At 74.0% G+C, this 13,678-nt stretch carries 2 protein-coding genes; both read left to right on the forward strand.

Going from position 1 to position 13,678, the window contains the following annotated elements; all coding sequences use genetic code 11:
- Nucleotides 1-18: 18 nt before the first annotated feature.
- A complete protein-coding gene (locus ACFZBX_RS36435) occupies nucleotides 19-12,096 on the forward strand; it encodes an amino acid adenylation domain-containing protein (protein WP_391538108.1) in 12,078 nt (4,025 codons plus the stop codon).
- A partial coding sequence (locus ACFZBX_RS36440; protein WP_391538109.1) for a condensation domain-containing protein occupies nucleotides 12,096-13,678 on the forward strand: 1,583 nt, incomplete at its 3' end. The genes ACFZBX_RS36435 and ACFZBX_RS36440, both read left to right, overlap by 1 nt.

Raw genomic sequence — 13,678 nt, forward strand, 5'->3', positions numbered from 1 at the left:
CAGGCTGCTGTCTCCCAGGTGGCGGTGGTGGTGCGGGAGGACGTGCCGGGGGACAAGCGTCTGGTGGCGTACCTGGTCGCGGACGGCGAGGTCGACACCGATGGTCTGCGTGCGGTCGCGGGGCAGCGGCTGCCGGGGTACATGGTGCCGTCGGCGTTCGTCGTCCTGGACGTGCTGCCGTTGACGGTGAACGGCAAGCTGGACCGCAAGGCGCTGCCGGCGCCGACGTACGAGACGGGTGGCGGGCGCGCCCCGGCGGACGCTCGTGAGGAGCTGGTCTGCCGGGCGTTCGCCGAGGTCCTGGGTCTGCCGGTGGTCGGTGTGGACGACGACTTCTTCGCGCTCGGCGGCCACTCCCTGCTGGTCGTGTCGCTCGCCGAGTGGCTGCGGTCGCGTGGTCTCGCGGTGCCGGTCCGGGCGCTGTTCCAGAACCCGACCCCGGCCTCCCTGGCACGCGTCGCCGGAACCGGACAGGTGGTCGTCCCGGCCAACCCGATCCCGGCCGGTGGCGTGGACGAGCTGACGCCGGAGCTGCTGCCGCTGGTCGACCTGACCGAGGCCGAGATCGCCCGCGTCGTGGCGGCCGTGCCGGGCGGTGCGGCGAACGTGGCGGACGTGTACCCGCTGGCGCCGTTGCAGGAGGGCATGTTCTTCCACCACCTGATGGCGGACCGCGAGGGCACCGACGTCTACGTCACGCCCACGCTCCTTGAGTTCGAGTCCCGCGAGCGGCTGGACGCCTTCCTCGACGCGCTGCGCTGGGTGGTCGGCCGCCACGACGTCTACCGGACGGCGATCGTCTGGGACGGCCTGCGCGAGCCCGTCCAGGTCGTGCTGCGCGACGTGGAGCTGCCCGTCGAGGAGGTGCGCCTGGCCTCGGCCGACGGTGACGTCCTCGACCAGTTCCTCGCCGCCGGCGGTTCGTGGATGGACCTCGACCGGGCACCGCTGATGAACGTGCGGATCGCACCCGAGCCGGGTGGGAACGGCTGGCTGGCGCTGCTGCGCGTCCACCACCTGATCCAGGACCACACCGCCCTGGAGGTGCTGGTCGACGAGGTGGAGGCCTACCTGGCGGACCGGACGGCGGAGCTGCCTGAGCCGCTGCCGTTCCGCGAGTTCGTCGCCCAGGCCCGTCTCGGCGTCTCCCGCGAGGAGCACGAGCGCTACTTCGCCGGCCTGCTCGGCGACGTGGAGGAGACCACCGCGCCGTACGGGATGCTCGACGTCCACAGCGACGGCACCCAGGTCACCAAGCAGCGCGTGGTCGTGGCCGAGGAGCTGTCCGAGCGCGTCCGCAAGGTCGCGCGGACGGTCGGCGTGAGCCCGGCGACGGTGTTCCACCTGGTGTGGGCGCGGGTCCTCGGCACGCTCTCCGGCCGCGACGACGTGGTCTTCGGCACCATCCTGTTCGGCCGGATGGACGCCGGCGCCGGTGCGGACCGGGTGCCCGGCCTGTTCATCAACACCCTGCCCGTCCGGGTCCGCCTGGCCGACGGGACGGTGGGCGAGGCGCTGGAGTCCATGCGCGGCCAGCTCGCCGAGCTGATGGTGCACGAGCACGCCCCGCTCGCGGCGGCGCAGGCGGCCAGCGGACTGCCGGGCGGCAGCCCGCTGTTCACCTCGATCTTCAACTACCGGTACGGCCGCTCCGAACCGCGCAGCACCAGCCCGGCGCTGCGGGGCATCCAGGTGCGCTCCTTCCGCGACCTGACCAACTACCCGCTGGTGGCGTCGGTCGATGTCGAGGGGACGGGCTTCGCGATCACGGTGGACGCGGTCGCCCCCGTCGACCCGGCCCAGGTGACCACCCTCGTGCACACCTGCCTGGACGCGGTGGTCACCGCGATGGAGCAGGACTCCGGTACCCGCCTGTCGGCGGTGGACATCCTGGACGCGGCGGAGCGTGCCCTGGTGGTGGGCGAGTGGAACGACACGGCCGCCGCGCTCCCGGAGTTGTCGGTGTCGGAGGTGTTCGCGGCGCGGGTGGCGGAGTCGCCGGATGCGGTGGCCGTTGCCAGTGGTGATGTCGCCTGGTCGTACCGTGAGTTGGACGAGCGTGTTGATCGTCTGGCGTCGGTGCTGGTGGAGCGCGGTGTCGGTGTGGAGTCGCCGGTTGCCGTGGTGATGGAGCGTTCGGCGGACCTGGTGGTCGTGCTGCTGGCGGTGCTGAAGGCCGGTGGGGCGTTCGTTCCGGTGGACGTGGCGTGGCCGTCGGCGCGGGTGGAAGCGGTCCTCACCGACGCTGCCCCGGTGTGCGTGGTGACCACGCAGGACCGGGTGCCGGAGCTTCCGGCCGGCGTCCCGGTGGTACTCGCGGACGCGGTTCCGGCTGGTCACGGCAAGGTTCCGTCGGTTTCGGGGCTGTTGGACCGGGCGGCGTACGTGATGTACACCTCCGGTTCGACGGGTGTGCCGAAGGGCGTCGTGACCACTCAGCGCGATCTGGTGGCTCTGGCGCTGGACCGCTGCTGGGGTGCGTCGGCGGACATGCGGGTGCTGTTCCACGCGCCGCACGCGTTCGACGCGTCGTCCTACGAGTTGTGGGTGCCGATGCTGTCCGGTGGGACGGTCGTGGTGGCCGAGCCGGTGGCGATCGATGCTTCGGTTCTGGCGGCTCTCGTCTCCCGGCACGGGCTGACCCACGTCCACGTGACGGCTGGCCTGCTGCGTGTCCTGGCGGACCAGGACCCGGGGTGCTTCAAGGGTGTCCGCGAGGTTCTGACCGGCGGCGATGTCGTCCCGGCGGCGTCCGTGCGGCGCCTGCTGGAGCACAACTCCGGTCTCGTCGTCCGGCATCTGTACGGGCCGACCGAGGTGACGCTCTGCGCCACCCAGCATGAGGTCCGCGACGCCGTCGGTGAGGTGCTGCCGATCGGCCGTCCGCTGGACAACACCCGCGCCTACGTTCTGGACGATGCGCTCGCGCCCGTTCCGGTCGGGGTGACGGGCGAGCTGTACGTGGCGGGCGTGGGCCTTGCCCGCGGCTATGCCCACCAGTCCGTCCTGACGGCGGAACGTTTCATCGCCGACCCGTTCGGTTCCGGCGAGCGGCTGTACCGCACGGGCGACCGCGTCCGTTGGAACACCGAGGGGCAGTTGGTGTTCTCGGGCCGGGCGGATGCGCAGGTGAAGATCCGCGGCTTCCGCGTCGAACCCGGTGAGGTGGAGGCGGTCGTCGCCGGTCACCCGCAGGTGGCCCAGGCGGCCGTGGTGGTCCGCGAGGACACCCCCGGCGACAAGCGTCTCGTGGCGTACCTCGTCGCGGGCGAAGCCATGGACGTGGACGCCGTTCGCGCCCACGTCTCCGAGCGCCTGCCCGCCTACATGGTCCCCTCGGCGTTCATGCTCCTGGAGACCCTCCCGCTCACCGTCAACGGCAAGCTCGACCGCAAGGCCCTGCCCGCCCCGGAGTACGTCTCCGGCACCGGCCGCGCCCCGGGCACCGTGCAGGAGGAACTGCTCTGCCAGGTCTTCGCCGAGGTCCTCGGCCTCCCGGCGGTCGGCGTCGACGACGACTTCTTCGCGCTGGGCGGCCACTCCCTGCTGGCCACGCGCCTGGTGAGCCGGGTGCGGTCGGTACTCGGGGTGGAGGTGTCCATCCGGGCGCTGTTCGACGCCCCGACCCCGGCCGGGCTGGCCGCGTTGCTGGTCCGCGCCGAGCCCGGTCGGGCGAAGCTGACCAAGGGCGTCCGCCCGGAGCGGGTTCCGCTCTCCTTCGCCCAGCAGCGCCTCTGGTTCCTCGGCCAGTTGGAGGGTCCGAGCGCCTCGTACAACATCCCGGTCGCCCTGCGGCTCTCGGGGGAGCTGGACCGGGAGGCGCTGGACGCCGCGCTGCGTGACGTGGTCGGCCGGCACGAGGTGCTGCGCACCGTGTTCCCGATGGCCGACGGCCGCCCGTTCCAGCGGGTGCTGTCCCTGGAGGAGTCCGGCTTCGCGCTGACGGTCGCCGAGGTGGCGCCCGGGCAGCTGGAGGCCGAGGTGGCCGGCGCGGCCGGTTACGCCTTCGACTTCGCCGTCGAGGTGCCGATCCGTGCCCGGCTGTTCGCGGTCTCGCCGCAGGAGCACGTCCTCGTTCTGGTGGTACACCACATCGCCACCGACGGCTGGTCGATGGGCCCGCTGGCCCGGGACCTGACCACCGCCTACGCGGCCCGGTGCGAGGGCCGGGCGCCGGAGTGGACCGCGCTGCCGGTGCAGTACGCGGACTACGCGCTGTGGCAGCGCGAGCTGCTGGGCTCGGAGGAGGACCGCGAGAGCCTGGTCGCGCGCCAGGTGGAGTACTGGCGGGCGAGCCTGGAGGACGCGCCGGAGGAGCTGGCGCTGCCGCTCGACCACGCGCGTCCGGCGGTCGCCTCGCACCGCGGCCACGTCGTCCCGCTGCGGCTGCCGGCCGACCTGCACGGCGACCTGCTGCGCGTGGCCAAGGCGCAGGGCGTCACCCTCTACATGGCTGTTCAGACCGCCCTGACGGTCGCGCTGGCCAAGCTGGGCGCGGGTACGGACATCCCGGTCGGCCTGGCGGTCGCCGGCCGTACTGACCAGGCGTTGGACGAACTTGTCGGCTTCTTCGTCAACACGCTGGTGCTGCGTACCGACCTGTCCGGGAACCCGACGCTGGCCGAACTGCTCGGTCGGGTGCGGGAGACCAGCCTGGAGGCCTTCGCCCACCAGGACGTCCCGTTCGACCGGCTGGTCGAGGAGTTGGCCCCGGCCCGCTCGCTGGCCCGGCACCCGCTGTTCCAGGTCATGCTCACCGTGCAGAACACGGCGGCGGCGCCCGGCAGCGGTTCGTCGCCCGCCGAGCTGCGCGGTCTGCGGACCGAGCTGATGCCGCTCGGCGTCGGCGCGGCCAACTTCGACCTGGACATGAGCCTCGGCGAGGCCTTCGACCAGGAGGGCGCCCCGGCCGGCCTGCGCGGCTCGCTGACCGTGGCGGCGGACCTGTTCGACCCGGCGACGGCCGAGCGGATCGCGCGGAGCCTGCGGTCCGCCCTGCGGACACTGGCCGACGCACCCGACACCCGCCTGTCGGCGGTGGACGTGGTGGACGCGGCGGAGCGTGCCCTGGTGGTGGGGGAGTGGAACGACACGGCTGCTTCGCTGCCGGAGTTGTCGGTGTCGGAGGTGTTCGCGGCGCGGGTGGCGGAGTCGCCGGATGCGGTGGCCGTTGCCAGTGGTGATGTCGCCTGGTCGTACCGTGAGTTGGGCGAGCGGGTTGATCGTCTGGCGTCGGTGCTGGTGGAGCGCGGTGTCGGTGTGGAGTCGCCGGTTGCCGTGGTGATGGAGCGTTCGGCGGACCTGGTGGTCGTGCTGCTGGCGGTGCTGAAGGCCGGTGGGGCGTTCGTTCCGGTGGACGTGGCGTGGCCGTCGGCGCGGGTGGAAGCGGTCCTCACCGACGCTGCCCCGGTGTGCGTCGTCACCACGCGGGACCGGGTGCCGGAGCTTCCGGCCGGTGTTCCGGTGGTGCTCGCGGACGCGGTGCCGACCACGGAGAGCAGGCTTCCGTTGGTTGCGGGGTTGTTGGATCGGGCGGCGTACGTGATGTACACCTCCGGCTCGACCGGCGTCCCGAAGGGCGTTGTCACGACGCAGCGGGACCTTGTCGCGCTGGCGCTGGACGGGTGCTGGGGTGCGTCGGCGGACATGCGGGTGCTGTTCCACGCCCCGCACGCCTTCGACGCTTCCTCGTACGAGTTGTGGGTGCCGCTGCTGTCCGGTGGGACGGTCGTGGTGGCCGAGCCGGTGGCGATGGACGCCGCCGTGCTGCGGGAGTCGGTCGCCCGGCACGGGCTGACCCACGTGCACGTCACCGCCGGCCTGCTGCGGGTCCTGGCTGATCAGGACCCGGAGTGCTTCAAGGGTGTCCGCGAGGTCCTGACCGGCGGCGATGTCGTCCCGGCGGCGTCCGTGCGGCGGCTGCTGGAGCACAACTCCGGTCTCGTCGTCCGACACCTCTACGGGCCGACCGAGGTGACGCTCTGCGCCACCCAGCACGAGGTCCGCGACGCCGTCGGCGACGTGCTGCCGATCGGCCGTCCGCTGGACAACACCCGCGCCTACGTCCTCGACGACACCCTCGCCCCGGTCCCCATCGGCGTGACGGGCGAGCTGTACGTGGCAGGCGTGGGCCTTGCCCGTGGCTATGCCCACCAGTCCGTCCTGACGGCGGAACGTTTCGTCGCGGACCCGTTCGGTTCCGGCGAGCGCCTGTACCGCACGGGCGACCGCGTCCGCTGGACCGCCGACGGCCAACTCGTCTTCGCCGGGCGCGCGGACGCCCAGGTGAAGATCCGCGGCTTCCGCGTCGAACCCGGTGAGGTGGAGGCGGTCGTCGCCGGTCACCCGCAGGTGGCCCAGGCGGCCGTGGTGGTCCGCGAGGACACCCCCGGCGACAAGCGCCTCGTCGCCTACGTCGTCCCCGCCGACGGCCTGGACCTGGACGCCCTGCGCGCCCACGTCTCCGACCGCCTGCCCGCCTACATGGTCCCCTCGGCGTTCATGGCCCTGGAGACCCTCCCGCTCACCGTCAACGGCAAGCTCGACCGCAAGGCCCTGCCCGCCCCCGAGTACGTCTCCGGCACCGGCCGTGCTCCGGCGGACGTGCGCGAGGAGCTGATCTGCCAGGCGTTCGCCGAGGTCCTCGGACTCCCGGCGGTCGGCGTGGACGACGACTTCTTCGCCCTCGGCGGCCACTCCCTGCTCGCCGTCTCCCTGGTCGAGCGCCTCCGTGCCCGCAACGTCGGCATCTCGGTGCGCGCGCTGTTCGCCACCCCGACCCCCGTCGGCCTGGCGGCCGTGGCGGGACCGGCCCAGGTGGCGATCCCGGCCAACCTGATCCCGGAGGGCGCCACCGCGCTGACCCCGGTGATGCTGCCGCTGGTCGACCTCACCGAGGACGAACTCGCCACCGTCGTCGCCGCCGTCCCGGGCGGCGCGGCGAACATCGCCGACGTCTACCCGCTCGCGCCCCTCCAGGAAGGCCTGTTCTTCCACCACCTGATGGCCGACCGGGACGCCGGGGACACCTATGTCCTGCCGACGACCCTGGCGTTCGACGACCGGGCGCGGCTCGACGCCTTCCTCGCGGCGCTCCAGCGCGTGGTGGCCCGGCACGACATCTACCGCACGGCGATCCTCTGGGACGGTCTGCGCGAGCCCGTCCAGGTCGTGCTCCGCGCGGCCGCCCTGCCCGTCACCGAGGTCGCACCGGACCCGGCCGGCCCGCCGGTGGCCGAGCAGTTGCAGGCCGCCGCAGGTGTGTGGATGGACCTCGACCGGGCGCCGCTGATGACGGCCCACGTCGCGGCCGAGCCGGGCACGGACCGGTGGCTGGCGCTGCTGCGCATCCACCACCTCGTCCAGGACCACACCGCCCTGGAGATCCTGCTCGACGAACTGCGGGCGTTCCTCTCCGGCCGCGCCGACGAGCTGCCCGACCCGCTGCCCTTCCGCGAGTTCGTCGCCCAGGCCCGCCTCGGCGTGCCGCGCGAGGAGCACGAGCGCCACTTCGCCGAACTGCTCGGCGACGTCACCGAGACCACCGCCCCGTTCGGCCTGACCGACGTGCACGGCGACAACGCCGGCACCGAGCGCAGCCGGATGCCGGTGGACGAGGGGACGGCCCGCCGGACCCGTGAGGTGGCGCGGTCGCTGGGCGTCAGCCCGGCCACCGTCTTCCACCTCGCCTGGGCCCGGGTGCTGGCGGCCGTCTCGGATCGCGACGACGTGGTGTTCGGCACCGTGCTGTTCGGCCGGATGAACGCCGGCGCCGGCGCGGACCGGGTGCCGGGGCTCTTCCTCAACACCCTGCCGGTCCGGGTCCGCTTCGACGGCGGGACCGTGGCCGGGGCGCTGGCCGGGCTGCGCGAGCAGCTGGCCGACCTGCTGGTGCACGAGCACGCCCCGCTCGCCGTCGCCCAGACGGCCAGCGGCCTGCCGGGCGGCAGCCCGCTGTTCAGCGCGCTGTTCAACTACCGCTACTCGGCGGCGGCGCCGTCGGCGCCGGAGCACGCGGACGCGCTGGCCGGCGTGCGGGTGCTGCTGACCAAGGAGGGCACCAACTACCCGGTGAGCGTGTCCGTCGACGACGACGGGACCGGGTTCGCCATCACGGCGGACGCGCCCGCCCCGGTCGGCGCGGACCGGGTCCGCGCCCTGCTGGAGACGGCGCTGGACAACCTGGCGGATGCGCTGGAGCGGACGCCGGACGCCCCGCCGGCGGCGGTGGAGGTGCTGCGGCCCGCCGAGCGGCTGCGGCTGCTGGAGGCGTTCTCCGCCGAGGCGCAGGCCCGGCCGCGGACCCTGGCGGCGCTGCGCGAGCGGTACGGCGTCGAGCCGGCCGGCGCGTACGTGCTCGACGGCGGCCTGCGGATGGTGCCCGCGGGTGCGACGGGCGAGCTGTACCTGGCGGGCGTGGCCGGACCGGAGGGCGGGCCGGACCTCGCCGACCCGTTCAACCCGGGCGGGGCGATGCTGCGCACCGGTGACCGGGTCCGCTGGAGCGCGGACGGCCGGCTGGAGTTCCCGGCCGAGGCGGCCGAGCCCGCCGCGCCGGAGGACGCCCCGTCCACCGCCGCCGGCCGACGGCCGTCCGGTCCGCGTGAGGAACTGCTCTGCCAGGTCTTCGCCGAGATCCTCGGCCTGCCGTCGGTCGGCGTCGACGACAACTACTTCCTGCTCGGCGGGCAGTCGCTGATGGCGACCCGGCTGGTCGGCCGGCTGCGGGCGGTGCTCGGCGTCGAGGTGCCGATCCGGGCGCTGTTCGAGAACCCGACCCCGGCCGGTCTGGCCGCCCGGCTGGCGCAGGCCGCGCCGGGACGCGCCGCGCTGGTCGCCCGGCCGCGCCCGGAGCGGGTGCCGCTCTCCTTCGCCCAGCAGCGGCTCTGGTTCCTCGGCCAGCTGGAGGCCTCCAGCGCCACCTACACCAACACCACCGCGCTGCGGCTCTCCGGTTCGCTGGACCGGGAGGCGCTCGGCTCGGCGCTGCGGGACCTGGTCGGGCGTCACGAGATCCTGCGCACGGTGCTCCCCGTCGAGGACGGCGAGCCCTACCAGCGGATCCTCCCGGCGGCCGAGGCGGGCATCGAGCTGACCGTCGTCGAGGTGGCGCCGGGCGGCCTGGCCGCGCGGCTGGCGCAGGTGGGCGAGTACCCGTTCGACCTCGCCACCGAGATCCCGATCCGGGCCTGGCTCCTCGCGGAGGCACCCGAGGAGCACGTCCTGGTGCTGGCGGTCCACCACAGCGCCACCGACGGCTGGTCGATGGGCCCGCTGGCCCGCGACCTGACCACCGCCTACACCGCCCGGCTGCGCGGCGAGGCCCCGCAGTGGGCGCCGCTGCCCGTCCAGTACGCGGACTACGCGATCTGGCAGCGCGAGCTGCTGGGCGGCGGGAGCGACCCGGACAGCGTGCTGGCCGGGCAGATGGCCCACTGGCGCGAGGCGCTGGCCGGGCTGCCGGAGGAGATCGCGCTGCCGGAGACCCGCCCCCGCCCGGCCGTCCCCACCCACCGGGCGGGCGACCTGCCGGTGCGGATCGGCCCGGAGCTGCACCGCGGCATCCTGGACCTGGCCAAGGCCGAGGGGGCCACCGTCTTCATGGTGATGCAGGCGGCGCTGGCCGCCCTGCTGAGCGGGCTGGGGGCCGGCGAGGACGTGCCGATCGGCGCCGCGGTCGCGGGCCGGGTGGACGACGCGCTGGACGACCTGATCGGCTTCTTCGTCAACATGCTGGTGCTGCGCACCGACGTGTCGGGCGACCCGACCTTCGGCGAGCTGCTGCAACGCGTGCGCGGCACGGACCTGGCCGCGTACGCCAACCAGGACGTGCCGTTCGACTACGTGGTGGAGCAGCTGACCCCCGAGCGCTCGACGGCCCGTCAGCCGCTGTTCCAGGTCGCGCTGGTGGTGCAGAACACTCCCAGGAGCGAGCTGCGGATGCCCGGCCTGGCCATCGCCTCGGAGCCGGTCGCGGTCGGCGGGGCGCGCTCGGACCTGATGCTGAGCCTCGCCGAGCGGGTGGACGAGGACGGCGCCCCCGCCGGCCTCGGCGGCGCACTGCAGTTCAGCGCCGACCTGCTGGACCCGGGGACCGCGCGCGAGCTGGCCGACCGCCTGGTGCGGCTGCTGGAGCACGTGGTCGCCGACCCCGGGCAGCCGCTGAGCCGGATCCCGCTGGTGACCGACGGTGAGCGCCGGGCGCTGCTGGACCTGGGCGCCGGCCCCGCGCACGAGGTGCACGACGCGGGCCGGGCGACCCTGCCGGAGCTGTTCGCGGCCCAGGTCGCGCGGAACCCGCAGGCCGTCGCGCTGGTCCACGGCGATCAGGAGCTCTCCTACGCGGAGCTGGACCTGCGGGCCGAGCGCCTCGCCCGGCTGCTGGCCGCCCGCGGCATCGGGCCGGAGTCGGTGGTGGCGGTGGCCATGGGGCACTGCGCCGAGCTGGTCGTCGCCTTCCTGGCGATCGCCAAGGCCGGGGCCGTCTACCTGCCGGTCGACCCGGCGCACCCGGCCGACCGGATCGGGTACATGGTCGCCGACGCCCGCCCGGTCCACGCGCTGACCACCGAGGCCGACCGGGCGGCGCTGCCTCCGTCGGCCGGCCTCCCGGTCACGGTGCTCGGCACCGCCGGGGCCGAGGCGGAACTCGCGTCCGTCCAGGCCTCCGCGTCCACCGGCGACGACCCGCTGCCGGCGCCGCGCCCCGAGCAGGCCGCGTACGTCATCTACACCTCGGGCTCCACCGGCCGCCCCAAGGGTGTGGTGGTCTCGCACACCGGCATCGCGAACCTGGTCGCCGCCCAGGTCGAACGGCTCGGGGTGACGGACGCCTCCCGGGTGCTGCAGTTCGCCTCGGTCGGCTTCGACGCGGCCGTCTGGGAACTGGTGATGGCGCTGTGCACCGGCGCCCGCCTGGTGGTGGCCCCGTCCGGGGAGCTGCTCCCCGGCGCCGGGCTCGCCGAGGTGATCGCCCGCCACCGGGTCACCCACGCGACGCTGCCGCCGGCCGTGCTGGCACTGCTGTCGCCGGAGGACCTGGCCTCCGTCACCGCCCTGGTGTCGGCCGGGGAGGCCCTCGGGGAGGACCTCCCCGCCCGCTGGGCGCCCGGACGGCGGTTCATCGACGCCTACGGGCCCACCGAGACCACCGTCTGCGCCACCATGTCGGACCCGCTGGTGCCGGGCGAGCCGGTGACCATCGGCGGGGCCGTCACCGGCACCACCGTCCTGCTGCTCGACGACGCGCTGCGCCCGGTCCCGGCCGGCGTGCTCGGCGAGCTGTACGTGGCCGGGCCCGCGCTGGCCCGCGGCTACCAGGGCCGGGCGGACCTGACGGCGGAGCGTTTCGTCGCCGACCCGTACGGCTCCGGACGGCGGATGTACCGCACCGGCGACCGCGCCCGCTGGGACGGGAAGGGCCGGCTGCTGTACGCCGGACGGGCCGACGACCAGGTGAAGATCCGCGGCTTCCGGGTGGAACCGCGCGAGGTGGAGGCGGTGCTCACCGGGCACCCGGACGTCGCGCGGGCCGTGGTGACTGTTCAAGTGCAGTCGGGTGAGCAGCGGTTGATCGCCTATCTCGTGGCGGCCGACCGTGGTTATGGTGAGCGCGCCCTCGGCGATCACGGCACCGGTGACCTGGCGGCAGCGGTGCGCGGCTACGCCGCGGAGCGGCTGCCCCGGTACATGCTGCCCGCCGCGATCGTGGAGTTGTCGGCGTTGCCGCTGACGGTGAACGGCAAGCTCGACCACCGGGCGCTGCCGGCACCGGACCTCGGCGCCGCCGCCGGCACCGGCCGGGCGCCGGCCACGGCCGAGGAGAAGGCGGTGTGCTCGGTGTTCGCCGAGATCCTCGGGCTGCCCGAGGTCGGTGCGGACGACGACTTCTTCGCGATGGGCGGGCACTCCCTGCTGGCGACCCGGCTGCTCAGCCGGGTGCGTTCGGTGACGGGGGCCGACGTGCCGGTCCGTGTGCTGTTCGAGAACCCGACGCCCGCGGCCCTCGCCGTCTGGATCACCGCCCAGGCAGGCACCAGGACCAAGAGGAAGAGCCGGCCGGCACTGCGGCCGATGCGCAAGCAGGAGGAGAACTGATGTTTCCGTTGTCGTTCGCGCAGCGGCGGTTGTGGTTCCTGGGCCGGCTGGAGGGTCCGAGCGCGGCCCACAACATCCCCGTGGTCCTGCGGCTCTCCGGGACGCTCGACCGTGCGGCCTTCGGCGCGGCCCTGCGCGATGTGATCGGCCGTCACGAGGTGCTGCGCACCGTCTACCCGGCGGTCGACGGGACGCCGCAGCAGCAGATCCTCCCGCTGGACGAGGCCGGATTCCAGCTGGTCACCGCCGAGGTGGCGCCCGCGGAGCTGGCGGGCGAGGTGGCCCGGGCGACCGGTCACGCCTTCGACTTCGCGGTGGAGATCCCGGTCCGGGCCTGGCTGTTCAGCGAGGCCCCGGACGAGCACGTGCTGGTCTTCGTGGTGCACCACATCGCCGCCGACGGCTGGTCGATGGGCCCGCTGATGCGCGACCTGTCGGCGGCCTACCGGGCCCGGCTGGCCGGGCGGGCGCCGGGCTGGGAGCCGCTGCCGGTCCAGTACGCGGACTACGCGCTCTGGCAGCGCGAGCTGCTCGGGGAGGAGGACGACCCGGAGAGCCTGCTCAACGAGCAGGTGGGCTACTGGCGGGACGCCCTCGCAGGCGTGCCCGAGGAGCTGACCCTGCCGACCGACCGGCCGCGCCCGGCGACCGCCTCCTACCGGGGCGTCACCGCGACCTTCGACGTCCCGGCCGCCGCCCACGGGCGGCTGCTGGACGTGGTCAGGGAGAACGGCTCCACCCTCTTCATGGGCCTGCACGCCGCCCTGGCGATCCTGCTGTCCCGGCTCGGCGCGGGCACCGACCTGCCGATCGGCACGGTCGTCGCCGGCCGCAACGACGAGGGCCTGGACGACCTGGTCGGCTGCTTCGTCAACAACCTGGTGATCCGCTCCGACGTGTCCGGCGCCCCGACCTTCGCCGAGGTCCTGCGCCGGGTGCGGGAGTCCGTTCTGGACGCGTTCGCCCACCAGGACGTGCCGTTCGAGAAGCTGGTCGAGGACCTCGCCCCGGCCCGCTCGATGGCCCGCCACCCGCTCTTCCAGGTGATGGCCACCGTGCAGAGCGCCGACCTGGTCTCCAAGCGCGGCGCCGGCCGCTCGCTGGACCTGCCCGGACTTCGGGTCGGCCCGCTGACGGGGACCCACGAGATGGGTGAGTTCGACCTCGACGTCGTCCTCATGGAGCGCTTCGACGAGGCCGGCCGCCCGGCCGGCCTCACCGGTACCGTCATCGGCGCGGCCGACCTCTTCGACGCCGCCACCGTCGAGCGGACGGCCGCCCAACTGGCCCGCGTCCTGGAGGCCGTGGCGCTGGACCCCGGTGTGCGGGTGGGGTCGGTGGATGTGCTGGGTGAGGTTGAGCGTCGTCGGATGCTGGTGGAGTGGAATGCCACGGGGGTGGCGGAGTCGGGTGGTCTGGTTCCGGGGTTGTTCTCGGAGCAGGCGGCGCGGACTCCGGATGCCGTGGCGGTGGTGTGTGACGGCGTAGAGGTGTCGTATCGGGAGTTGGATGAGCGGTCGTCGCGTCTGGCGCGTCGTCTCGTAGGGCTTGGTGTGGGTCCGGAGTCGGTGGTGGCTCTGGT

The organism is Kitasatospora sp. NPDC008115, assembly GCF_042957205.1.
Lineage (GTDB): Bacteria > Actinomycetota > Actinomycetes > Streptomycetales > Streptomycetaceae > Kitasatospora.